Source organism: Ralstonia sp. 22111 (genome assembly GCF_052045895.1).
Taxonomy (GTDB): domain Bacteria; phylum Pseudomonadota; class Gammaproteobacteria; order Burkholderiales; family Burkholderiaceae; genus Ralstonia; species Ralstonia wenshanensis.
The window spans coordinates 74676-99990 of sequence record NZ_JBQEPR010000002.1 but is presented as its reverse complement, the minus strand read 5'-3'; the positions used below and the strand labels follow the sequence as shown (position 1 = coordinate 99990).

Genomic DNA, 25315 nt, shown 5'->3' with positions numbered 1-25315 from the left:
GGTACTAAAACTCCTCGCTCACCGCTTCCATGCTGCGCAGCCTCACCATCCGCGATTTCGTCATCGTTCACGCGCTGGATCTCGATCTGGCCGACGGTTTTACCGTGTTTACGGGCGAGACCGGCGCGGGCAAATCCATCCTGATCGATGCACTTGCACTCACGCTGGGTGAGCGCGCCGATGCGGCTGTCGTGCGCGAAGGCGCGCCGCGTGCCGACATCACCGCCGAGTTCGACGTGCATCCGCATGTGGCCGCATGGCTGGAGGCACATGAACTGCACGACGACGAGGGCGTGATCCTGCTGCGTCGCACAGTCGATGCTGCCGGCCGCAGCAAAGCCTTCATCAACGGCGCGGCCGTCACGCTGGCGCAGCTGCGCGAGGTGGGCGAACAACTGGTCGACATCCACGGTCAGCACGCGCATCAACTGCTGCTGAAGGCGGATGCGCAGCGCAGCCTCCTCGACGCCCATGCGGGCCTGGAAGGCGCCGTGCGCGTGGTCGGAGAACGTTACCGGGAGTGGCATGCCGTGGTGCGGGCACGCGAAGCCGCCGAGCAGCAGTCGCGCGAAGTCCAGCTCGAGCGCGAGCGCATCGAATGGCAGGTCAACGAATTGCAGAAGCTTGGCCCGCAACCTGGCGAGTGGGAAGAGGTCCAGGCCGAGCACCACCGCCTGTCGCACGCAGCCAGCCTGATCGAAGGCACGCGCGCGGCGCTGGATGGGTTGTCCGAGTCCGAAGGTGCGGTGCTCACGCAACTGGGAGCGACGCTCCATACGCTGCGTGAACTGGCCGAGATCGACCCCGCGCTTACCGACGTGCTGGCTGCACTTGAGCCGGCCGAGGTGCAGATCCAGGAGGCCGTGCACACGCTCGCCCGCTATGCCGATCGCGCCGAGCTGGACCCGGACCGCCTGGCCGAAGTTGACGCACGCATGCAGGCACTGCACACCATGGCACGCAAATACCGCGTCGCCCCCGAAACGCTGCCCGCTGAACTGGCTGAACGGCAGGCGCAACTGGCCGCGCTGCAAGCGGCATCCGACCTGGATGCGCTGCAGGCCCAGGAAGCGCAAACCCAAGCCGCCTATATGACGGTCGCGCAATCGCTGTCGCGCGACCGCGCCAAGGCCGCGCGCGAGTTGGCCGACGCGGTGACCGGGGCCATGCAAGGCCTGTCGATGGCCGGCGGCCGCTTCGACATCGCGCTGCACGCGCTGGAACATGGCGGGGCAGCGGGGCTGGAGCAAGTCGAATTCCTCGTCGCGGGGCATGCGGGCGTGTCACCACGGCCGTTGGCGAAGGTCGCCTCGGGCGGCGAGCTGGCGCGTATCAGCCTGGCCATCTCGGTGATTGCCAGCGAGGCAAGCCCGACGCCCACGCTGATCTTCGACGAAGTAGATTCCGGCATCGGCGGTGCGGTGGCAGAAGTCGTGGGACGACGCCTGCGCGAACTCGGCATGCGCCGCCAAGTGCTGTGCGTCACGCACCTGCCGCAAGTGGCCGCGCTCGCCAATCACCATATTCAAGTCGCCAAGCAGACGGTCGCCGGCAGCACGCGGTCCGACCTCGTGGTGCTGGACGCCACGGGCCGCGTGGACGAGATCGCCCGCATGCTGGGCGGCGCGTCGCTCACCGACACCACGCGGCGCCACGCAGACGAGATGCTCGCCGCGGGCCGTGCGCAATCGGCACCTGAATCCGCGGCGCGGAAATCCCGCCGCGTGGCACAGTGATCGCCTATACCGGAACCATTACTGCCAGGGTTGGCACGAAGGTTCCGGCTGAACACGCTACAAACATCCTCTACCGAATCCAAGGAGAACTTCATGGCCCGCATGGCCCGCACGATCCAACCGGCTGCCCGCCCTCGATCCCTGCTGTCGACCGCCAAGCCTGCGCTGGCCGCGGCTCTCGGCCTGTGCCTGCTGGCCGCGTGCAAGTCCGTGCCGGCCATTGATCCGGGCAAACCGCCTGCCATGGACCCCGCCTCGGCCAACACCCAGCCTCCTGCTTCCGTGTCGGCTGCACATAGTCTGGGCGACATCATCATCGGCCTGAGCACGCCGACCACCTCGTCCGCCACCGTGCAAGGCGTGCTGGATGCTGCCGGTGCACGCGCAACGCCGCGCCTGGCCTTTGCGGTGGTGCGTCCGATGTCGGGTGGATTCTGGGTGGTGCGCGCCAGCTCGGGCGATGCAGCGGCCACGCTGGATGGCGCAGTGACAGCTTTGCGCAGCACGCCCGGCATCGCTTCGGCCGACCCGGATCGCATCATGAAGATTCAACGCTGAACCACCGCGACACCACTCCACACTGTGAATGATCGGGCGCCGCCTGGCGTCCGGTTCCGGCTCCACACTCCCTCGCCAGGCCCGCATTCTGCTTCAGCAGCAACGCACCAGCCGGCCTTTTTCCCCTCGCAAACGTGATCGGCCATCGCCGCCACACCAAGCGGACAAGTCGCGTGCTACCTTTGGTTTTGTGTAACGGTATGTCAACGATCACATCCTGACGACGTTTCTCATTACAACGAGACCCCCACGGAGCACCCGCTGATGACCCCCTCCCTCTTCCGGTTGAAGTCTTGGCTCCGCGCGGGCGCCGGCCTGGCCTGTCTTGCCTGGGTGATGGGCAGCCAGGTCGCCACGGCTGCCGCGCCGCTGCCGCAATACACCGGTGACCTGATCATCAAATGGCGCGACGACACGAGTGGCACGCGCAAGACGCTCTCCGCCAGCGAGGCGAACAACCGCTTGCTGTCGGTAGCGCAAGCAGCGGGCAGCACGCTGCAGGTCAAGCGCACGCTGGGCACCAATGCGCAGCTCATGCACACCGGCCTGACCGATGCGGCCAGCATCCAGGCCACCGTCGACAAGATCGCGCAGGACGCCCGCGTGGCCTATGTCGTGCCTGATCGCATCCTGCGGCCCAACACCATTCCGAACGATCCGCTGTTCGCCACGCAGAACAACCTGGCCGCACCGGCGCTGGTACCGGGCGGCATCAACGCAGCCGCGGCGTGGAGCATCACGCAGGGCTCCACGGGCATCGTGGTGGCGGTGGTCGATACCGGCTACACCGATCATCCCGACCTGTCAGCCAAGATCCTGCCGGGCTACAACTTCATCTCGGACCCGGCCCGCGCGGGTAACACCTTCGGCCGGGGAACGGACGCGCATGACCTGGGCGATGGCGTAACGAGCACGGATGTCGCAAACATTTCGGGCTGCACCAGCAGCGATATCGCCAATAGCAGCTGGCACGGTACCGAGGTCAGCAGCGTGCTCGCCGCCCAGACAAACAACACCCTCGATATCGCAGGGGTCGGCTGGAATACGCCGATCGTGCCGGTACGCGTGTCGGGCAAATGCGGCGCGCTGCTTTCCGACACGGTGGACGGCATGCTGTGGGCGGGCGGCATCAACGTGTCCGGCGTGCCGACCAACGCCAACCCGGCGCGCGTGGTGAACGTGAGCCTGGGCAGCACGACGCAGTGCTCTGCGGCAGAACAGGACGCGGTGAACCAGTTGGCCGCACGCGGCGCCATCGTGGTGGCGGCCGCCGGCAATGAAGCCGCGCAGACCGTTGATGCGCCGGCCAATTGCACAGGCGCCATCGCCGTCACCGCGCACGTCGACAGCGGCGAGAACGCCAGCTACGCAAACGTGGGGCCCCAGGTGGCGTTGTCCGCGCCGGGCGGTGGCTGCGGCAACTCGAAGGTCGTTACTAGTACAACTCCGGCCACTTGTGCGGAACCCGTTTCCGTCATCCAGGCCGACTCGAACGACGGTACGCAGAGCGTCGGCAACCCCACGGTCAAGTCGGTGGCAGGTACGAGCTTCTCGACACCGGAAACAGCCGGCACCATCGCGTTGATGCTGAGCGTGCAGCCACAGTTGTCGAACGCGCAGGTATTGGCGGGCCTGAAGCAGACCGCACGCCCGCACCCGAGCGGCACGTTTTGCGCCGTGAACACCGGCATCTGCGGCGCGGGGCTGCTGGATACCGCAGGTGCTGTCAGTTATGCCCAGAACACGGCGCCTGCCGGCGCGGGTAGTGGGACGACGGGGTCGGGCGGATCGACCGGGAGTTCCAGCAGCGGTGGTGGAGGCGGTGGGACCATCCCGCTGGCCGGTGCAGCGCTGCTGTTGGTGGCCGGCATGTACGGCGGTCGCCGTCGCCCGAAGGCGCATTAAGCGCACGCGGCCTCCCACAAGGCGCCTCGCTTTTCGCGTGCAACGCTGCGCGGTACGCGGCTCTTGGCTGGTTACGCCGATTGACCGTACCGCACCCGCGATTTGAGCCAGATATAAAAATTACTAAACAACGCAGTTAGCCTGTTTAAGCGAGGAAACGCGCAATTCTTGTGATAATTGCGCCTCCGTTTCCCAAAATAACAGGTTAATTACATGAAATTGATTGCCCAGGGGGGCATTGTCCGCGCACTCGTCGCGCTTGGACTGGTCTCGTATCACGCTGTCCCGGCTTTGGCCGTAGGTCAACCAGCAAACGTTGGCGCCCAAATGCAATGGGTGTCGCAGTTGATCGTCAAGGAAAAGAGCGGTGGAAGCAGCACATCCCAGCTGCAGTCCTCCGAGACGGCAATGCACGTAAGCGTTGCGACGGTGCAACGCTGGTCGGCCGCTGCACAGTTGCCGATGACGTACAAGCGCGCAATGTCGGGCGGCGCTCATGTGGTCACGTTGCCGCAAACCATGTCGGTAGCAGACGCACAGGCCGTGGCCCAGCGCATGGAAGCCAGCGGCCAATTTGAGTATGTGTCTCCAGACCGGATCTGGCACGCGGCGTCCACGCCGTCCGATCCGCTGTTCCAATACCAATGGAACCTGCTACCCACGACCGGCACCGCCAACAACGTTGTAACGGTCAGTAACATTGCGCCCGCCAATGGCGCGACAACGGTGGGCGGCGCCAACGTGACCACCGCCTGGGACACGACCAAAGGGTCGAGCAACGTCAGCGTTGCTGTGCTGGATACTGGCATTCTCGCCGGCCACCCCGACTTGTCTGGGGCGCACATCAACCAGGGTTACGACTTCATCACCAACCCCGTTGTGAGTAACAAAGGTGGCGCCGGCCGCAGCAGCGACCCGACAGATCCGGGCGACTGGGTCACCAGCTCGGATATCACCACCTATCCGACTATCTGCGGCGGCCTGACGCCTTCCAACAGTTCCTGGCACGGCACCTTTGTGACCGGCCAACTCGTCGCGCAACAAAACAGCATAGGCGTCGCCGGCATCGCCCCGGGCGTCAGCCTGTTGATGGCACGCGTGCTGGGCAAATGCGGCGGTTCAAGCTCTGACATCATTGATGCACTGACGTGGGCCACGGGCGGCACCGTCACCGGCGTCACCACCGTTAATACGGCGCCTGCCAAGGTCGTCAACATGAGCCTGGGCGGCGTCGGCAGTTGCGATACCCCTACGCAAAACGCCATCTCGGCCGCGCGTGCCCGCGGGGCTGCCATCGTGGTGGCAACCGGCAATGAGGGCAACACGACGACCATTGGTACTCCCGCCAACTGCACGGGGACCATTGCCGTCACGGCGCATACCTTCGAGGGCGACAGGGCCAGTTACGCGAACGTCGGCACCGGCACGACGCTGAGTGCGCCTGGCGGTGGCAACGGTTCGATGGTCAGCGGTCTGGGGGCACTGGTTGCATCGGTGACGAACATGGGCACGACCACAGCCACCACAGACGGTTACACCGCTGAAGGCGGCACTTCGATGGCGACTCCGCACGTCGCAGGCGTCGCGGCGCTGATGCTGTCGGTCAACAGCTCGCTGACGCCTGATCAGATTGCCACCGTCCTCCAGCAGTCGGCTCGACCGTTCCCGGCGGGCACATACTGCGCAACGCATACGGGCGTCTGCGGCGCCGGCATGCTGGATGCGGGTGCCGCCGTTGCGCTGGCGAAGGGCAATCCGACTGTGCACGCATCGACGTCGGCAAGCACAGTGGTCGCAAACAACGCGGTCACGCTCACAGCAACCGGCAATGCCGGCCTCGTCAATACCATCGCGAGCGTGCAATGGGCGCAGACTTCCGGGCCGTCCGTCAGCCTCACCACTGCCGGCCCCGATAGCAACGGCAATTACACCGCCACATTCACGCCATCGGCCGAGGGCACCTACGCCTTCAAGGTCATGCTGACGAGCAACACCGGCGCGACCGCCACCGATACCGCCAACGTGACAGTCACTGCAGCCGCAGCGAGCACCGGCACCACCACCCCGCCTGCGACGACCACGTCCAGCGGTGGCGGCGGTGGCGGCGCTATCGGCCTGGGCGGCGCAGCATTGCTGCTGGCCGCCGGCTTGGCCGGCCGTCGGCGTCGTGTGAAGTAAGCCTATTGGTACTTTCGGCCCGCGCCTTCATTGGGCGCGGGCATTTTTCGCACTCCCGCTTTGTCCCATCGGACTTTCCGCTGCTCACCTAGGCAGGCGATTGTCGCGAAGGCGCCACTCCCCCAACACCCAAATCAGCAACCCGCTCGCCGCGCCAAACGCATGCGCAATGCGCACCACGCCAAACCCCCAGTGCGGATCAAAGGCGATGGGCGACAGCCAGGATTGCTCCAGCCACACCTTCACCAGCACGCCCGCGCACAGCGCCACGCCAATCCAGCGTGAGAAACGATCCTCTGCCGCGTCCGTGGATGGCCTCAGCAGCCGTAGCCCGCCCCATGCCGCCAGGCCATGCAGCGCGCCGGAGAGCCCACCGTACCACTGCACCGTGGGCTGATTGAGCAGTGCAACCTGCACGAGCACCCCGCACGCCACCAGCACTCCAACGATGACTTGCGGCCGCAACACACGCGCCAGCAGCAGGATGAGCCCGGCCGCCGCCATCGCATCCGCCAACCAATGCCACTGGTCCAGATGCACCCACATGGCGGTCACGATGCGCCACCACTGCCCTGTTCGCACGGCGTCGCGTTGATACAGCCCGACCGCATACAACCACGGCACGAACGAGAACGCCGCCGACAGCGCAGCCACACCGGCGCACGCGGCCCACGTGTGCAGCGTTTGCCGATGCACCCTCATTGCGCAGGCCCGAATACTTGCTTCCACAACGCACGTACGTGAGCGGCCTCGCGCGCGCAGGTGTCGATCGGTACGCGGGCAGTGGGTTGCCCGTCGAGCCGTAATTTGTGCTGGCGCGCGCGGAAGTCCCGATAGGCATCGGCCACTTGCGCGGCCGCTGTCGCATCGATCAACCCGAGTTCGCCAGCCATGCGCAGTAGCGCGATGTTGCCCTTGTTGAGGGTCAGCTCGGCATGCGCTGCGCTATGCAAAAGCACCAGGAACTGCACGGTGAATTCGATATCGACCATGCCCCCGCGATCGTGCTTGAGATCAAACAGCCCCGTCGGGTTCGCATGGCCTTCGGCCACGCGTTCGCGCATCGCTACGATTTCGTCGCGCAGCGGGCCGGGTTCGCGCGCCTGGCGCAATACGGCGGTGCGCAGCGCCTCGAAGCGCTCGCCGATTTCCGCATCGCCCGCACAGAAGCGTGCACGCGTGAGCGCCTGGTGCTCCCACACCCACGCTGCGTTGTCGCCCTCGCGCATCTGATAGCGGCGGAACGCCTCGAAGTGCGTGACCATCAGGCCCGCCGCACCGTTCGGGCGCAAACGCGTATCGACGTCGAACAGCGTGCCGGCGGCGGTATGGCTGGTCAGCCAGGTAATGAGCTTGCGTGCGAATGACGCGTACACGTCCGGCGCGCGCTCGTCATCGTCGTCATACAGGAAGATGATGTCGAGGTCCGACGCATAGCCCAGTTCCTTGCCGCCGAGCCGCCCGTAGGCGACCACGGCAAAGCGCGGCACCTCGCGGTGGCGTGTCGAGACCTGCTGCCAGACGGTTTCAAGCGTCAGGTCCAGCACGGCATCGGCCAGATCGGAAAGCCGGTCGCTGATGTGCTCGACACTCAGCATGCCCTGCAGGTCCTGCAACAGCACGCGGAAGGTCTCCGCATGGTGCTCCTGACGCAGGATATCCATCTGCATCTCGACATGGTCGGACGCTGCCTGCAGGCGTTCGCGCACGCGCGCCCGGAAGGCGGGCCAATCGGGCTCGGCCGACAACGCCTCTACGTCGAGCAGCTCATCGAGCAGTTGCGGATGACGCGTGAGGTAGTCCGCCGCCCAGCGCGACGCATGCAGCGTGTGGGCCACGCGCTCCATGGCCTGCGGATATTCGCTCAGCAGCGAGAGGTACGAGGATCGCCGGCTGATCGCGTCAAAGAAATCGAGAAAGCGCGCGATGGTGACATCGGCATCTGTCTGCCGCGATGCCTGGTCAAGGGCTCGGTTGATCAGCAAATCGAAACGCTGGCGGCTGACCTCAGACAACGCGCGATAACGCGGCGAATTGCGCGTCGCACGCAGTCGCTCCAGCACGCTGTCGGGGTTCGCATAGCCGAGTTCGGCGAGCTGTGCACGGGCGGTTTCGGTGTGCTCGTCGTCGAGCAGATCCGCATGCCAGACGGCGGCGCACGGCGGCTGGCTGTCCTGCTTGTCGGAGAAGGTTTGATCGAAATGCTGTGCGACTTCGTCCTGGTACGCCTCGAGCCTGGTGACCAGCGCCACATAATCGTCAAAGCCCATCATGCGTGCCACGCGCAGCTGATCTTCCGGCGAGCCCGGCAGGTTGTGCGTCTGTGCGTCTTCGATGTACTGCAGGCGGTGTTCAAGCTGGCGTAGGAAGCGATAGGCCTCGGTCAGGCGCGCCACGGCTTCGGCATCGATCAGGCCGCGCTCCGACGCCGCCCGAAGTACTTCCAGCGTGGGCCGCATGCGCAGCCCGAAATCCTGCCCGCCGCGAATGAGCTGAAACACCTGCGCGACGAATTCGATCTCGCGAATGCCGCCGCGCCCGAGCTTGATGTTGGGCGAGCGCGCCTGCAGGTGGCCCGCGTTATCGCGCTGCTGGTTGGCGCCATTGCTGCGCTTGGCGGCCTCGTTGCGGATCTGCGCATGCAGCGCGCGAATGGCGGAGATCACGCCGTAGTCGAGATAGCGCCGGAAGACGAACGGACCCGTCACGCGCTCCAACTGTTGAATGACCCGGGCCGCATGCGGGCTGGTCGGGTCGGTGATCACGCGGCCCTTGATCCAGGCGTAGCGCTCCCACTCGCGGCCCTGCACGACGAAGTATTCCTCCAGCATGCCCAGGCTGCACGCGAGCGGTCCCGCATCGCCGTTCGGGCGCAGGCGCATGTCGACGCGGAAGACGTAGCCGTCCTCCGTCACGTCGGCCAGCGCATTGATCAGCCGCCGGCCAAGCTTCGTGAAATATTCATGATTGGAGAGCGGGCGCGGGCCGCCCTGCGTGTCGCCGTCATCGTCGTAGAGAAAGATCAGGTCGATGTCGGACGAGACGTTCAGCTCGCGCCCGCCCAGCTTGCCCATGCCGACCACCACCAGTTCCTGCACCTCGCCGGAGGATTGCCCGATCGGCTGGCCGTGCAGCGCGCTCAGTTCCTGGCCGATCAAGGAAATGGCCGTGCGCACGGCAAACTCGGCCAGGTCAGTCATTGTTCCGGTGACCTCATCGAGCGTCGCGGCGCCGGACAAATCGCGCTCAACCAGTGTGCCGAAAACTTCATTGCGCAGCAGGCGCAAGGCGCGCTTGAGGGCAGTCTCGACCTCCACGGCATTGGTGTCGAACAGCTCGGTAAAGCGCGCCGACAGCCAAGCCACGTCAATCGGCTGCCCTGCGCCGGCCTGCACGCGCTCGGCCCAGCCTTCGCGCGCTTGCGCCTGGCGCTGGAGATAGCGCGAATACGCAAGTGCAAAGGGCAGCGCGGCGGCGGGAGCCTCCGGCGCGCGGGCCGGAGCTTGCAGAAATGGCTGGGCGGACAAGGCGGAATCAGTCATGCGGACGCATCGAGCATTGGCGGAAGCATCCATTCTCGCTGAAATGCGCGCCGATACACGCAGGGCAATCCGTGATCACCAACGTTCACGGGCACTGGGCGTGCTTGCCGCTGGGCAGGCGCCACACCGAACCCCAAATGTGGCGCCACCTCCTGAATATCGGATAATCCGCATCATGCCCCGCCCGTCCCAGCCCCCAGAATTGCCGAAGTCCGATGGTGGACACGCCAGCACCCTGTCCACACGCGGGGTGAGCCGACCCACGGCTTGGGCATGGCTGGTACGACGCGTCGGCCGGATCGGCACGGGCATCGGGGCTGTCTTACGCGCCCCGATCTGGCGCAAGCTGTGGCGCGTGCTCTGGAAGACGGCGGTGGCGCTGGCCGTCCTGGCCGTCGTGGGCATGCTGGCGGTGCGCTTCATCCTGTGGCCGCGCGCAAGCCTGGCGCGCGAATGGATGGAACGCGAGGCGTCCAGCGCACTGCACGCCACAGTCGGCATCGGCTCGCTCGAGACCTACTGGGAGGGCTGGCACCCGGCCTTCCGCGCCCAGCGCATTGACGCGCACGACACTGCCGGCCGCCGCACCTTGGCAGTCCAGGACGTGCAGGCACGGCTGTCCTGGCGCTCGTTGCTGCGCATGCAGATCACCTTTGCCGCCCTGCACGCCAGCAACGCCGACGTGCTCGTACGGCGCAATGCTGAGGGTGCCTTGCTCGTCGCGGGCATGCCGCTCGGCCCGGACACTGGCGGCGACAGCGATTTCCTCGACCAGCTCCTCTCCCAAGGAGACATCGATTTCCAGCAAGGCGCCGTCCGCTGGCTCGACGAGCAGCAGAAGCTGCCCGAAGTGGCACTGGGCAATGTGCGCGTGCAGCTACGCAGCGGCCCGACGCGCCACCGGCTGGAGGCCAGCGGCACCTCGCCCACGCTGTTCAACGGCCCCATCAAACTGCACGCCGATTTCCGTCACGACCTGCTGGCCCGCCCCGGCGATTGGCGCCACTGGCATGGCCAGGCTTCCTGGCAGGTCGATACGCTGCAGTTGGCTTCCGTGCAGCACTATGTTCCCGTGCTGGCCGCCGCCAAAAGCGGCACGCTCACGTCCGACGGCTCGGTGGAGTTTGCCGACGGCGTATTCACGCGCAGCCAGGCACGGCTGACGGGGCAGCAGCTCGATCTGCAGGTCCGCAAGGATCTGGATCCGCTGCAGTTGCGCAGCCTCCAGGCGCTGGCCACGCATCAGCGCAACGCGCGCGGTGAGCACACCTTGCGCGTCGACACGCTGCTCTGGCAGCCCCTGAACCCGCCGGCCCAACCGCCGTCGGCACCCGAACTGGCAGGCCCCGGCATTCAGGCGCCCACCAACCCGGCCGGCACGCCGCGGGGCTTGCGCAACGTCACCGTAGGGTGGGCGCTCGACTCGCGCGATGCCCTGCGCAGCCTGCAAGTCAAAGCCACGACGCTGGATTTGGCCGACTTGCGCGACATCGCCACCGCGCTGCCGCTGCCCGCCGGCGTGCTCGAACCGCTGCGTACCAAACAACCGTCCGGCCGCATCGACGATCTGGACATCAACTGGCAACGCGATGTCTCCCGCTGGCGACCAAATTCGCCGGCGCCCGTGCACTTCACCGGCCGCGCCACGATGCGCCAAGTGTCATTCGGCCCCGGCGCGCTGCCCGCGGTGCCGCCCGGCCAGCATCCAGAGCCAGCCGTGCCCGGCGTTGAAAACATCTCCGGCAATGCGGTCTTCTCCAACGACAAGGGCACGCTGCGCATCGAGTCCAACGACACCGCGCTGCTGCTGCCCGGCACCTTTGCCGACGCGCGCGTGCCGCTGGACCGGCTGCAAGGCACGTTCAACTGGACGTATCGCAAGCAGGAACTGGTCGTCACGAGCGACAACCTCGCGTTCTCCAACGACGACCTGTCGGCGCGCATCACGGGCAGCTATCGTCACGCGCCAGACACCAGCCATCTCGGCACCATCGACCTGAAGGGCACGCTCGACCGCGCCAGCGTTCCACGTGTGCCGCGCTACCTGCCGCTGTCGATTGGCCAGCATCTGCGCGACTACCTGGGCGGCGCGTTGCAAGCGGGCACGGCCAACAACGTCGATTTCGCACTGGCGGGCGATCTGCACGACTTCCCGTTCCGTCCGCCGCACAAGGGCGTTTTCCGCGTAGAAGTGCCGATCGAGGACGTGACGTACCAGTCCGCGCCGCCCGAAGCCGCGCACAACCCGCCGGGCCGCGTGCCCACGCACCCGGGCGACTGGCCAGCGTTCACCAACATCAACGGCACGGTGATCTTCGATCGGGCATCCCTGGCGTTCAAGGTGGCGCGCGCCAAGGTGATGGGCGTGAATCTGCAGGACGTGAATGGCAGCCTGCCCGACATGGGCGACCACAGCCCGCTGCTCACCATCGAAGGCCGCGGCGATGGCGCCACGCAGAACTTCCTGCAATACGTCGAGGCAAGCCCCATCGGCCAGTGGATCGGGCATTTCACCAAGGACGCGCGTGCCCAGGGCAACGCCACGCTGGCGCTCAAGCTGGAGCTGCCGCTGCACGAGATGCATTCGACGCGCGCCCAGGGCAGCGTCACGTTCGTGCGCAATGACGTCACGCTCGTGCCGCAAGCGCCGCCGCTCACCGATGTGAACGGCGCGCTCACCTTTACGCAGAAGGGCATCGGTTTCGATAACCTGCGCGCGCGCTTTGCCGGCGGCGAAATCCGCCCCACGGGCGGCACCGCACCCGACGGCACGATCCGCATCCAGGTGGCGGGCACCGCGTCGGCGCAAGGGCTGCGTGAGACGACGCCCGAGAACAGCCCGGTGGCCGCCGTCGCCCGCTCGCTGGATGGCAGCGCGCCGTACAGCGCGACCATCAGCGTCAAGCAGCATCGGCCGCTCATTCAGGTGCAGTCAGATCTCACACCGATGACGGTGCGTCTGCCGGCACCGCTGAACAAGGCGGCCGGGCAGCCGCTGCCGGTGCGTTTCGAGATGCAGCCGCTGGCGTCCAACAACGCCATCGACGAAATCGTTTTGCAGGTCGGCAATATCGTCAGCGCGCGCTACGAACAACGCAACACGGGCAACGGCGTGGAGGTGCTGCGAGGCGGCATCGGCGTGCGGCAGCCGGTGCCGCAACCCCAGGAAGGCGTGCAGGCCAACCTGGCGCTCGATCAGTTGGACATCGACGCCTGGCGCCAGGTATTTGCCGCGCCCGCCGCAGACAAGAGCGCCAGCCAGATTGCCGCCGAACACGTGGCCAACGCCGCCAACGCCCCCGACAGCCATAGCGCATATCTGCCCAGCCACCTGAGCGCCCGCGCGCAAACGCTGCGCATCCTGGGCCGCGACTTCAACGCGGTGCGCATTGACGCCACGCGCGACGGCCCCAACTGGCAATCGACCATTGATTCGCGCGAAATTGCGGGCAGCGCGCGCTGGCACGCCGAGAGCGCCGCCGTGCCCTTCGGCGAGCTGACGATGCGCCTGTCGCGCATGAGCATCCCAGATGCGAAGGAAGAGACTGCGCTCACCGAATCGCTGGCCAGCAGCTCGCAGGAAATACCATCGGTCGATCTCGTCGCTGACAAATTCGACCTGCGCGGCAAGGCGCTCGGCAAGCTGGAGATCAAGGCGCGCAACCAGATCACCGACGGCGCACCCGTCTGGACGCTTGAGACGCTGAAGATCGAGCAGCCCGCTGCCACGCTGACGGCACACGGTACGTGGCGCATCCCGCGACGCCTGCGTGGCGGCGGCGATGACCCCGAGCGCCGGACGCTGCTTGACTTCAACCTTGACCTGCGCGACACCGGCGACCTGCTGCAGAAGATGGGCTTCGCCAAGGTGATCGACGGTGCCAAGGGCAAGCTCGAAGGCCGCGTGGTCTGGCGTGGCTCGCCCATGTCGATCGACTACCCCACGCTCAATGGCCGCATGGCGCTGAACCTGGAGCGCGGCCAGTTCCTGCCGGTCGATCCGGGCCTGGCCAAGCTGGCCGGCGTGCTGAGCCTGCAGGGGCTGCTGCATTTCGCCACCGACCTGCGCAGCGCCACCGGGCGCGGCACGCCGTTCGAAAGCGTGGCAGCCACCGGCACCATCGCCAGCGGCGTTGCCCACACCGAAGATTTCGCCGTCAAGGGCCCGCAGTTCCAGGTGGCCATGCAAGGCTCGGCCAACATCCTCGATGAAACGCAGGACCTGCGCGTAAAGGTCACGCCCAAGGTGGATGCCACGTCGGCCTCGCTAGCAGCGGCGTTCATCAATCCGGCCATCGGACTGGGGACGCTGGCCGCGCAGCTGGTCCTGGGCGATCAGCTGTCGAAGGCGTTCGTCACGGAATACCACGTAACCGGTAGCTGGGCGGATCCGAAGATCGAGAAAGTCGCGTCCAACGGTAATTCGGGCAGCCAACCGCAAACCTCGGCAAAATAGGCGCCATGACTTCGACCACCGTTGCTCCGGCCCCCGTCGCATCCGGCATGGATGCGCCTTTCGATGCACCTTTTCGCGTCGCCGCCATCCAGACCGTGTCGGCCATCGACGTGGACGCCAACCTGGCGCGCGCAGACGCACTGCTTGCCGAGGCGGCCGCCCAAGGCGCGCAACTCGCGCTGCTGCCCGAATACTTCTGCATGATGGGCCGCAAGGACAGCGACAAGGTCGCCATCCGCGAGAGCGACGAAGATGGCCCGATCCAGACCTTCCTCGCCGATGCCGCGCGCCGCCACAAGCTGTGGCTCGTCGGCGGCACGTTGCCGATGTGGTGCGAAGACGAACAGCGCGTGCGCAATACGTCGCTTGCATTCAACCCGGCCGGATTGCGCGTCGCGCGCTACGACAAGATCCACCTGTTCAACTTCGTGCGCGGCGAAGAGCGCTACGACGAAGCCCGCACCATCGAGCCCGGCGCCGCGCCGGTGGCCTTCGATGCGCCGTGCGGCCGCGTGGGCATGTCGGTGTGCTACGACCTGCGCTTTCCCGAGCTGTACCGAGCGTTGGCGTCGCAAGGCAACCTGAACTTGATTCTGATGCCGGCGGCCTTCACCTACGTGACGGGCGCCGCGCACTGGGAAATCCTGCTGCGCGCCCGCGCCATCGAAAACCAGTGTTATGTGCTCGCCGCCGCGCAGGGCGGGCGCCATGAAAACGGCCGCCGCACATGGGGCCATTCCATGCTGGTCGATCCGTGGGGCGAGATCATTGCCTCCGTGCCCGAGGGCGAAGGCGTGGCCATCGGCGACATGGACCCCGCCCGTATCGCACAAGTGCGCCGGGATTTGCCGGCGCTCAAGCACCGCGTGATGTAAGCCAACCGAATTTTTTGCGAGAACCGATCATGAACGCAGGCGACATCGCCATCCAGAATCTGTCCATCGCGCGCCGCGTGCTGCTCGATCCGTACGGCCTTGACGAAGCACACTTGCAGCGCGCGCTGGCCGACATCTTCACGCACCGCGTGAACTATGCCGACCTCTACTTCCAGTACACCCGCAACGAGGCGTGGAGCCTGGAAGAAGGCATCGTCAAATCCGGCAGCTTCAGCATCGACCAGGGTGTGGGCGTGCGCGCCGTGTCGGGCGACCGCACTGCGTTTGCCTACTCCGACGACATCAGCCTGCCCGCGCTGATGCAGGCCGCCGGTGCCACGCGCACGATCGGCAAAGCCGGTGCCGGCCGCGTGAAGGTCGCCAGCAGCCTGGCGAGCACCCCGGGCAGCCACTCGCTATATGCACCGAATGACCCGCTCGATTCGATGACCGCCTCCGAAAAGGTTGCCCTGCTCGAGCGGATCGAAAAGCTCGCCCGCGCCAAAGACCCACGCGTGGTGCAAGTGATGGCCGGCCTGGCCGGTGAATACGACGTGATGCTCGTTGCGCGCAGCGACGGCGTGATCGCCGCGGATGTGCGCCCGCTCGTGCGCATCTCCGTCACGGTCATTGCCGAGCAGAACGGTCGCCGCGAAATGGGCAGCTCCGGCGGCGGCGGCCGCTATTCGTATGGCTACTTCACCGACGAACTGCTGCGCGAATACGTGGACGAGGCAGTCTCCTCCGCGCTCGTCAACCTGGAAGCCAAGCCGGCACCGGCCGGCACGATGACCGTGGTGCTCGGCCCGGGGTGGCCCGGCGTACTGCTGCACGAGGCCATCGGCCACGGCCTGGAAGGCGACTTCAACCGCAAGGGCTCGTCGGCATTCTCCGGCCGCATGGGCGAGCGCGTGGCCGCCAAGGGCGTCACCGTGGTGGATGACGGCACGCTGGCAAACCGCCGGGGCTCGCTGAACCTCGACGACGAGGGCAACCCCACGCAGTGCAACACGCTTATTGAAGACGGCATCCTCACCGGCTACATGCAGGACACGCTCAACGCGCGCCTGATGAAGATGCCCGTGACCGGCAACGCCCGCCGCGAGAGCTACGCCGCCCTGCCGATGCCGCGCATGACCAACACCTACATGCTCGGCGGCGACAAAGACCCCCAAGAGATCATCGCCAGCGTCAAGAAGGGCCTGTATGCGGTCAACTTCGGCGGCGGCCAGGTCGACATCACCAACGGCAAGTTCGTGTTTTCGGCCAGCGAGGCCTACCTGATCGAAGACGGCAAGATCACCGCCCCGGTCAAGGGTGCAACGCTGGTCGGCAGCGGCCCGGAATCGCTCAAGCACGTGACCATGATCGGCAACGACATGCGCCTTGATTCAGGCATTGGCGTGTGCGGCAAGGAAGGCCAGAGCGTGCCGGTGGGTGTGGGCCAACCGACGCTGCGCATGGAGAACATGACGGTTGGCGGCACGGCCTGATTGCCCTGAAACCGTCGTTTTGGCACCGCAGGCCCGGAAAATACGCGCTTGCGGGCCTCAAGAAAAGGGTTTATAAAGACGGTTCGATTGGTGCGGCGCAGTAGTTTCAAGTCACCTCTGCGCCACAATTTTTCCTGCACTGCCTGCTTTCCCTCTCATGTCCTTCGCCAAGTTTTTTTACTTTTACTTTTGGCATCTCGCACCGCTGGCGGAAGGAGAGGGGCGCTTGCAGCAAAAATAAAGCACCCAGCAGATACGGAAAACCGCCAGCGACCCTGGCGGTTTTTTTTCGCCCAGTCACCTGCCCCACCCCGGCAACGACGCGAAACACGATCCGAACACAGTAGACGTTTCCAATAGAACTCAAGACATATCCCCGGAGCTTTCCATGCCGAAGAACACCGATGATTTGCGCATTCGCGAACTGAAAGAGCTGACGCCGCCGTCGCATCTGATCCGCGAATTCCCGTGCAGCGACACCGTGTCCGACCTGATCTACCAGAGCCGGAACGCGATGCACCGCATCCTGCATGGCATGGACGACCGCCTGATTGTCATTATCGGCCCCTGCTCCATCCACGACACCAAGGCAGCGATGGATTACGCCCGCCGCCTGGTCGAGCAGCGCGAGCGCTTCAAGAATGAGCTGGAAATCGTGATGCGCGTGTACTTCGAGAAGCCGCGCACCACGGTCGGCTGGAAGGGTCTGATCAACGACCCGTACATGGACGGCAGCTTCAAGATCAACGACGGCCTGCGCACCGCGCGCGAGCTGCTGATGAACATCAACGAACTGGGCCTGCCCGCCGGCACCGAATACCTCGACGTGATCAGCCCGCAGTACATCGCGGATCTGGTGAGCTGGGGCGCAATCGGCGCACGTACTACCGAAAGCCAGGTGCACCGCGAACTGGCTTCCGGCCTGTCGTGCCCGGTGGGTTTCAAGAACGGCACCGACGGCAACGTGAAGATCGCTGTGGACGCCATCAAGGCCGCATCGCAGCCGCACCACTTCCTGTCGGTCACCAAGGGCGGCCACTCGGCCATTGTGTCGACGGCGGGCAACGAGGATTGCCACATCATCCTGCGCGGCGGCAAGGCGCCCAACTATGACGCCGCCAGCGTGCAGGAAGCCTGCGACGCCATCTCCAAGTCGGGCCTGGCTGCACGCCTGATGATCGACGCTTCGCACGCCAACAGCAGCAAGAAGCACGAGAACCAGATCCCAGTGTGCGAAGACATCGGCCGCCAGATGGCTGCGGGCGACAACCGCATCGTCGGGGTGATGGTGGAATCGCACATCAATGCTGGTCGCCAGGACCACGTGCAAGGCACGCCGGTGTCCGACCTGGCCTACGGCCAGAGCGTGACCGACGCCTGCATCGGCTGGGACGATTCGGTGAAGGTGCTGGAAACGCTGGCCGACGCGGTGCGCAAGCGCCGTCTGGTGCCCGGCAGCGGCAACTAAGACGCCATCATCATGATTTGGGAAGGACGCCTGCGGGCGTCCTTTTTCTTTGCGCGCGCGTCAAAGCGCAGATCTATAACAAATGTGAGCGAGACGTATCAAAGTCACACAAGTGCGTTGTCTTTGACATATCGTAGGTGGATTCCCCCTGCTCTCCCGGAGGCATCCATGGCAGACACCCTGGCGGACACCGCCGTCAACACCGCAAACAAGTACCAGGCGATCGTGGCGCAGTACGCCACCGACGTCGGTATGAAGATCCTCGCGGCCATCGTCTTCTGGGTCGTCGGCCGCTGGCTGATCCATCTTGCGGTACGCATGGTCGAAGGCTCGTTGAGCCGACAGAAGGTCGATCCGACCGTGCTGCGCTATGTCGGCTCCATCATCACCGTCACGCTGAACGTGCTGCTGGTGATCGGCATCCTCGGCTATTTCGGCATCCAGACGACGACGTTCGCGGCGCTGATTGCCGCAGCCGGTGTGGCCATCGGCATGGCGTGGTCTGGCCTGCTGTCGAACTTTGCGGCGGGCGCGTTCCTGATCGTGCTGCGGCCGTTCAAGGTGGGCGACTTCGTGACGGCCGGCGGCGTGACGGGCACGATCAAGGAGATCGGCCTGTTTGCCACGACCATCAACACGCCGGACAACGTGGTCACGATGGTGGGCAACGGCAAGATCTTTGCCGACACGATCCAGAACTACACCTCCAACCCCTACCGCCGCGTCGAGCTGAAGGCGCAGCTGGCCGGAAGCGCCGACCACCGCGCCGCCATCGCGCTGCTCAAGGAGAAGATTGCCGCCATTCCGAACGTGCTGACCGATCCGGCGGTCGATGTCGAGATTCTGGAATTCAACTTGGTGGGGCCAGTGCTGGCCGTGCGCCCGTACACGCACAACGACAATTACTGGCAGGTCTATTTCGACACCAACCGGACGATCAAGGAAGCGCTGGCCGAAGGCGGCTTCCCGGCGCCCACGCCATCGCAGGCGCTGACCATCACCACGCCGGGGCAATTGGCGGGCTTGGCTGCCGTGGCACAAAGTACGACCACGCCGACCAGCGTGAACTGATCCACGCGCGGCAAAGCAAACGGCCCGGTGCACAACCGGGCCGTTTTGTTTTGATGCGCCGACTGCGATCAGGTCGGCTTGTGCTCGTCGCGTTTCCAGAGCACGTCCGAGCCGCCATCTGCGCGATTCAACACGCGTGCCAGCACAAACAGCAGGTCCGACAAGCGATTGACGTATTGGCGCGGCGCCTCGCCAATGGTTTCCGCCCGGCCCAGGGCGACGATGCTGCGCTCGGCACGGCGCGCAACGGTGCGGCAGACATGCGCCTGTGCCGCAGCGCGGCTGCCGCCTGGCAGGATGAATTCGGCCAGCCGCGGCAGATCGGCGTTGTAATCGGCCAGCCATTGGTCGAGCCGCAGCACGTGCGCGGTGGTCACCATCGTGTAGCCGGGAATGCAGAGTTCGCCACCCAGATCGAACAAGTCGTGCTGGATGGCGGTGAGCGCTGCGCGCACGCCGTCGGGCAACGTTTCCGTCAGCAGCACGCCGATGTGCGAGTTCAACTCGTCGACGTCGCCGATGACGGCGATGCGCAGGCTGTCCTTGGCCGTGCGGCTGCCGTCGCCGAGGCCGGTGGTGCCGTCGTCACCGGTGCGGGTGGCGATTTTGGATAGGCGATTGCCCACGGTGCGTCTCCCTGTATTGCGTCAATGTTGGTGGCGCCATTATCGCAAGGACGGCATGACCCCGGCGTTAGAATGACAGCCCGAGCCGGCTTCAGACCGCTGCCCCACGCGAGACGCCATGAACCATCCAGCCCCGCCCTCCCAGATCATCCGCAAGCCGATTCCGCCTGCGATGCTCGACGCGCTGCGTGCCCGCTTTGGCGATCGCATCTCCACCGCTGAAGCGGTACGCGCCCATCACGGCCGCGACGAATCCGCCTACGACCCGATGCTGCCCGACGCCGTCGTCTTCGCGCAGACCACCGAGGAAGTCGCTGCCGTCGCCAAGCTCTGCTTTGAACAGGAGATTCCGCTGATCCCGTACGGCGCCGGCTCGTCGCTCGAAGGCCATCTGCTGGCCGTGGCCGGCGGCGTGAGCCTCGATCTCTCGCAGATGAACCATGTGTTGTCTGTGCATCCGGAAGACCTGACGGTGACGGTCGAGCCGGGTGTCACGCGCAAGCAGCTCAATACCGAGATTCGCGATACCGGTTTGTTCTTCCCGATCGACCCGGGCGCGGATGCGTCCATCGGCGGCATGTGTGCGACGCGCGCGTCCGGCACCAACGCCGTGCGTTACGGCACGATGCGCGAGAACGTGCTGAACCTGACGGTGGTCACCGCTGACGGCCGCATCATCAAGACAGCCAACCGCGCGCGTAAATCGTCGGCGGGCTACGACCTCACGCGCCTCTTCATCGGCAGCGAGGGGACGCTGGGCATCATCACCGAGATCACGCTGAAGTTGTATCCGCAGCCCGAAGCCGTGTCCGCGGCCGTGTGCGCCTTCCCGAGCATGGGCGATGCGGTGTCCGCCGTGATCGACACCATCCAGATGGGCGTGCCGATTGCGCGCGTCGAGTTTGTCGATGCGCTCGCCATCCGTGCGATCAACCAGTACGACAAGCTCACGCTGCCCGAGATGCCGACGCTGTTCTTCGAGTTTCATGGCTCGGAGCACGGCGTGCAGGAGCAAGCCGAGACCGTCCAGCAGATCGCCGCTGAACACAAAGGCCAGGGCTTCGAATGGGCAACGCGCCCCGAAGACCGCAGCCGCCTGTGGAACGCCCGCCACAACGCCTACTTCGCCTTCCTGCAGCTCAAGCCGGGCTGCCGCGCCGTCACCACCGACGTGTGCGTGCCGATCTCGCGCTTGGCCGACTGCGTGGTGGAGACCGAGAAGGACCTGCTCGCCAGCGCGCTGCAACTGCCTGCCCCCATCGTCGGCCACGTGGGCGACGGCAACTTCCACGTCGCGCTGCTGATCGACCCGAACAAGCCGGAAGAACTGGAAGAAGCCGAGCGTATCAACCAGCGCATCGTGGCGCGTGCGATTGCCATGGACGGCACCTGCACGGGCGAGCATGGCGTGGGCCTGCACAAGATCGACTTCCTCATCGCCGAGCACGGCAACGATGCGATCGACCTGATGCGCAGCGTCAAGCAGGCGCTGGACCCGAAGCACATCCTGAACCCCGGCAAGATCTTCCACCTGTAACCGACGCACCCACCAGCGACCACCCGCATGTCCTCCGTCTTCAAGCGCGTTCCTCCGCTGCATCTGCTGATTGCCTTTGAGGCGGGGGCGCGCCATGCGAGCTTCGCGCGCGCGGCCGAGGAGCTGTCCGTCACGCCCAGCGCGGTATCGCACCGCATCAAGAACCTCGAAGAACTGTGGGGCGAAGACCTCTTCGTGCGCACCGGCACAGCACTGCGGCTCACCGCCGCCGGGACGCGCTACCTGCGCAGCGTGCAAGTCGCGCTCGACACGCTGCACGAACTGGCGCGGCCGGAGTTCAGCAAGCAGCGTGCGCGGCTGCGCGTGGCGATCCCGCCCACGTTCGGGCGCCAGCACCTCGTGCCGCGCCTGCCCGAGTTCAACGGGCTGTACCCGCACATTGATCTGGAACTGCATCTCTCCATCCCGTTCCTCGACGTGAAAGCCGAGGACACCGATGTCGAGATCCGCTACGGCACCGGCCGCTATCCGGACCTGAAGACCACGCTGCTGCTCAACGAACCGGTGTTCCCGGCGTGCGGGCGCGGCTACTTCGAGCAGATCAGCGGCAACACCATCACCGAAGCGTCGCAGTTGCTGAACCTCACGCTGCTGCGCAGCCCCCTGGAGCCATGGCGCCCGTGGTTTGAGGCAGCGGGGCTGGACGCGCCGGAGCCCGCCACCGGCTCGCTGTTCAACGACATCGGCCTGATGCTCGAAGCGGTGGCCTCCAACCAGGGCGTGGCGCTGGTGCGGCAGGCGATGGCGCGCAACTGGCTGGGCTCGGGGCAGATCGTCCGGCTGCTGGACATCGAATCGGCCTCGCCGCATGCTTATTACATCGTCCAGCGCGAACAAGCGCCGATGAAGCCCGAGGCACGGCAATTTGTGGATTGGTTGCTTGGGCTGGATTGGTAAGCCGCTCAACTGTGGGCAGCCGAGCCTCGTCACCGGAGCTCAAACCACCACATTCGAAACTTTTAGTATCGACGTTGAGGCCCTGAAGCCTCAACGTTGATGAAAAAAGCAGCAACGTCGGAGCAAAAAGGGTCATGGGTCGAGCCTCCGAGCCTCGAAGGCGACGTTCTGAACCTCATCGTTGCTGCTTTTTTCATCAACGCTGACCCTATTGGCCTCATGCGTGAGGTACCGGAACTCCGGATTCGAAACTTTTAGTGTGAAGCGCGGTGATCGGAGCCCCGCCATTGACCGTCGAAGGCTCGATCGTGAGGATCGGACCTCCACGATCCAGCCGTGCAACCTTGCCGCACCGCGATGAACCGCATTGGGCGCCTCGGCGAGCCAAATTCATCGCAGCAAAAGTCCTTAACACGCCGCATGGCGCGGCGGCCGGGCTATAGTGCCCTCCACCCCGGCCACCGCTGCCGGGCACAACGATGAGAGACACCCCATGAACGCGTCGCTGCCCGCCACCGCCCGCGATCAATCCGCCCTGCAGGCCGAGTTGACCGCCGCGCTGTCCCAGATCGTGTCCGACGACGCGCTGCTCTGGGAGCGCGAAGACACCACTCCGTATGAATGCGATGGCCTTGCCGCCTACCGGCAGGTGCCGCTGGCCGTGGTGCTGCCGGATACCGAGGCGCAGGTCGTCGAGATCCTGCGCGTGTGCCACCGCATGGGCGTGCCCGTCGTGCCGCGCGGCGCGGGGACGAGCCTGTCGGGCGGCGCGATGCCGACGCCGGGCGGGCTGGTCCTGTCGCTGGCCAAGTTCAAGCGCATCATCAAGGTCGACCCCTACACGCGCACGGCGGTGGTCCAGCCGGGCGTACGCAACCTCGCCATATCCGAAGCCGCCAACCCGCACGGGCTGTACTACGCGCCCGATCCGTCCTCGCAGATCGCCTGCACCATCGGCGGCAACGTCAATGAAAATTCGGGCGGCGTGCATTGCCTGAAGTACGGCCTGACCGTGCACAACGTGCTGCGCGTGCGCGCCGTGATGATGGACGGCGAGGTGGTCGAATTCGGCAGCGAAGCACCCGACGCACCCGGCCTCGACCTGCTGGCCACGGTGATCGGCTCCGAAGGCATGCTGGCCGTGGTGACGGAAGTGACCGTGCGCCTGATCCCCAAGCCGCAGCTCGCGCAGGTGATCATGGCGAGCTTCGACAACGTGGAAACCGGCGGCAACGCCGTGGCCGACGTGATTGCCGCGGGCATCATCCCGGCCGGGCTGGAGATGATGGACAAGCCCGCCACCGCAGCCGTTGAGGAATTCGTCTGCGCCGGCTACGACCTGGACGCGGCGGCCATCCTCCTGTGCGAGTCCGACGGCACGCCCGAAGAGGTGGCCGAAGAAATCGCGCGCATGAGCGAAGTGCTGCGTGCCTCCGGTGCCACGCGCATCCAGGTGTCGCAAAGCGAAGCCGAGCGCCTGAAGTTCTGGAGCGGCCGCAAGAATGCATTCCCGGCAGCGGGCCGCATCTCGCCGGACTACTACTGCATGGACGGCACCATCCCGCGCAAGCACATCGGCACGCTGCTGCGGCGCATCCAGGCGATGGAGCAGAAGTACGCCCTGCGCTGCATCAACGTGTTCCATGCGGGCGACGGCAACATGCACCCGCTCATCCTCTTCAACGGCGAAGACCAGGACGAATGGCACCGCGCCGAGCTGTTCGGCTCCGACATCCTCGAGACCTGCGTAGAACTGGGCGGAACCGTGACGGGCGAACACGGCGTGGGCGTGGAAAAGCTCAGCTCGATGTGCGTGCAGTTTTCGGCGGAAGAGCGCGACGCCTTCCTGCGCGTAAAGGCGGCTTTTGACCCGGCGCGCCTGCTGAACCCCGACAAGGCCATCCCCACGCTCGCGCGCTGCGCCGAATACGGCAAGCTGCACGTGCGCAACGGCCTGCTGCCGCACCCGGACCTGCCCCGCTTCTAAGCACGCGACGGCCATGAGGAATCCGCCCCGCAACAGCCGCAACCGATGGCACGCCCATAACGCGCGCCTTGGCGAGTATCTCGGCAAACCCGAGAGCGGCTGGCGCGCGCGCTGGTACACCGTCATCTTCGAAGCCGATACGCGCGCCGGCAGGCTGTTCGACCTGACCCTGCTGGGGGCCATCCTCGCCAGCGTGCTGGTGGTGATGCTCGACAGCCTGCCGAGCGTCAGCGGCCGCGCGGGCACGCTGTTCACGGTGCTCGAGTGGCTTTTCACGCTGCTGTTCACGGCGGAATACGCCATGCGCATCCTCGTGGTGCGCAGGCCCTGGCGCTACGTGCTCAGCTTCTACGGCGTCATCGATTTCATCTCGATCCTGCCGACGTGGCTGGCGATCTTTGTGCCCGAGTTGGCCTACCTGCTCGATGTGCGGCTGCTGCGCCTGCTGCGGATCTTCCGGATCCTGAAGATCACGGTCTACTTTGAAGAGGCGCAGATCCTGCTGCGTGCGCTGCTGAACGCCCGGCACAAGATCTTCGTGTTCCTGGGCACCGTCTTCATCATCACCATCATCCTGGGCACGGTGATGTATGTGGTGGAGGGGCCGCAGCATGGCTTCACCAGCATTCCGGTGAGCATGTACTGGGCGGTCGTCACGCTCACCACCACGGGCTTCGGCGACCTTGTGCCGAAGACCCCGCTGGGGCAGTTCATCACGTCGATGACCATCCTGCTCGGCTACAGCATCATCGCGTTTCCCACCGGCATCATCGGCGCCGAACTGGTGAACACCATGCGCGAAGAGTCCGGCACCGGCTCCGCCTCCGCCGCCCCACCGCAGACCCGCGCGTGCAGCGGCTGCACGCTGGAACGTCACGATACAGACGCCGCATTCTGCAAGCGCTGCGGCACACGGCTCCCACTGCTTCCAACGGAGACAGCTGGCAGCCAGTGAGCTGCCCGCC

General features: G+C 65.7%; 16 protein-coding genes. 13 read left to right on the top strand and 3 right to left on the bottom strand.

Annotated elements, in window-relative coordinates; all coding sequences use genetic code 11:
• Positions 1 to 29 precede the first annotated feature (29 nt).
• The 4 genes from recN (at position 30) to ACTJK4_RS06660 (ending at position 6377) form a co-directional block, all read left to right on the top strand.
• Positions 30 to 1736 (top strand): DNA repair protein RecN, encoded by a 1707-nt coding sequence (gene recN / locus ACTJK4_RS06675; protein WP_433865216.1) that lies wholly within the window; start codon positions 30 to 32, stop codon positions 1734 to 1736.
• 93 nt (positions 1737 to 1829) lie between these two features.
• The gene (locus ACTJK4_RS06670) at positions 1830 to 2294 is read left to right on the top strand and encodes a hypothetical protein (RefSeq protein WP_440816993.1); all 465 of its coding nucleotides are present in this window, start codon (positions 1830 to 1832) and stop codon (positions 2292 to 2294) included.
• 264 nt (positions 2295 to 2558) lie between these two features.
• On the top strand, positions 2559 to 4199 hold the full coding sequence (locus ACTJK4_RS06665) for a S8 family peptidase (protein ID WP_440476641.1): 1641 nt from the start codon (positions 2559 to 2561) through the stop codon (positions 4197 to 4199).
• Between the two features lie 213 nt (positions 4200 to 4412).
• Positions 4413 to 6377 (top strand): S8 family serine peptidase, encoded by a 1965-nt coding sequence (locus ACTJK4_RS06660; RefSeq protein ID WP_440816990.1) that lies wholly within the window; start codon positions 4413 to 4415, stop codon positions 6375 to 6377.
• Positions 6378 to 6461: 84 nt separating this feature from the next.
• Here ACTJK4_RS06660 and rrtA read toward each other — a convergent pair whose 3' ends face one another.
• Together rrtA and glnE are read right to left on the bottom strand one after the other, a co-directional pair.
• Positions 6462 to 7079 carry a rhombosortase gene (gene rrtA / locus ACTJK4_RS06655; protein ID WP_316870148.1) on the bottom strand — a complete coding sequence of 206 codons (618 nt, stop codon included), beginning with the start codon at positions 7077 to 7079 and terminating at the stop codon, positions 6462 to 6464.
• On the bottom strand, positions 7076 to 9919 hold the full coding sequence (glnE, locus tag ACTJK4_RS06650) for a bifunctional [glutamate--ammonia ligase]-adenylyl-L-tyrosine phosphorylase/[glutamate--ammonia-ligase] adenylyltransferase (RefSeq protein ID WP_440816986.1): 2844 nt from the start codon (positions 9917 to 9919) through the stop codon (positions 7076 to 7078). Before glnE ends, rrtA begins: the two co-directional genes overlap by 4 nt.
• A 175-nt stretch (positions 9920 to 10094) precedes the next feature.
• Between glnE and ACTJK4_RS06645 the strand changes: the two genes are divergently transcribed.
• The 5 genes from ACTJK4_RS06645 to ACTJK4_RS06625 all read left to right on the top strand — a co-directional run bounded on the left by ACTJK4_RS06645 (position 10095) and on the right by ACTJK4_RS06625 (position 19282).
• Positions 10095 to 14375 (top strand): YhdP family protein, encoded by a 4281-nt coding sequence (locus ACTJK4_RS06645; protein WP_440816983.1) that lies wholly within the window; start codon positions 10095 to 10097, stop codon positions 14373 to 14375.
• 5 nt (positions 14376 to 14380) lie between these two features.
• A complete protein-coding gene (locus ACTJK4_RS06640) occupies positions 14381 to 15250 on the top strand; it encodes a carbon-nitrogen hydrolase family protein (protein ID WP_440816981.1) in 870 nt (289 codons plus the stop codon).
• 29 nt (positions 15251 to 15279) lie between these two features.
• The gene (gene tldD, locus ACTJK4_RS06635) at positions 15280 to 16743 is read left to right on the top strand and encodes a metalloprotease TldD (protein ID WP_316878634.1); all 1464 of its coding nucleotides are present in this window, start codon (positions 15280 to 15282) and stop codon (positions 16741 to 16743) included.
• Between the two features lie 388 nt (positions 16744 to 17131).
• A complete protein-coding gene (gene aroG, locus ACTJK4_RS06630) occupies positions 17132 to 18211 on the top strand; it encodes a 3-deoxy-7-phosphoheptulonate synthase AroG (RefSeq protein ID WP_232040943.1) in 1080 nt (359 codons plus the stop codon).
• Positions 18212 to 18379: 168 nt separating this feature from the next.
• Positions 18380 to 19282 (top strand): mechanosensitive ion channel family protein, encoded by a 903-nt coding sequence (locus ACTJK4_RS06625; RefSeq protein WP_260784953.1) that lies wholly within the window; start codon positions 18380 to 18382, stop codon positions 19280 to 19282.
• Positions 19283 to 19350: 68 nt separating this feature from the next.
• On the opposite strand, the gene ACTJK4_RS06620 is transcribed toward ACTJK4_RS06625, so the two are convergent.
• The gene (locus tag ACTJK4_RS06620) at positions 19351 to 19908 is read right to left on the bottom strand and encodes a cob(I)yrinic acid a,c-diamide adenosyltransferase (RefSeq protein WP_440816978.1); all 558 of its coding nucleotides are present in this window, start codon (positions 19906 to 19908) and stop codon (positions 19351 to 19353) included.
• Positions 19909 to 20026: 118 nt separating this feature from the next.
• On the opposite strand from ACTJK4_RS06620, the gene ACTJK4_RS06615 reads away from it, so the two are divergent.
• From ACTJK4_RS06615 to ACTJK4_RS06600, 4 genes are all read left to right on the top strand, one after another.
• Positions 20027 to 21445 (top strand): FAD-binding oxidoreductase, encoded by a 1419-nt coding sequence (locus ACTJK4_RS06615; RefSeq protein WP_440816975.1) that lies wholly within the window; start codon positions 20027 to 20029, stop codon positions 21443 to 21445.
• A 27-nt stretch (positions 21446 to 21472) separates the two neighbouring features.
• A complete protein-coding gene (locus tag ACTJK4_RS06610) occupies positions 21473 to 22363 on the top strand; it encodes a LysR substrate-binding domain-containing protein (protein WP_232040947.1) in 891 nt (296 codons plus the stop codon).
• A 493-nt stretch (positions 22364 to 22856) separates the two neighbouring features.
• Positions 22857 to 24350 carry an FAD-linked oxidase C-terminal domain-containing protein gene (locus ACTJK4_RS06605; protein WP_260802129.1) on the top strand — a complete coding sequence of 498 codons (1494 nt, stop codon included), beginning with the start codon at positions 22857 to 22859 and terminating at the stop codon, positions 24348 to 24350.
• Positions 24351 to 24363: 13 nt separating this feature from the next.
• Positions 24364 to 25305 (top strand): ion transporter, encoded by a 942-nt coding sequence (locus ACTJK4_RS06600; protein ID WP_260802130.1) that lies wholly within the window; start codon positions 24364 to 24366, stop codon positions 25303 to 25305.
• The last annotated feature ends 10 nt before the right edge of the window (positions 25306 to 25315 follow it).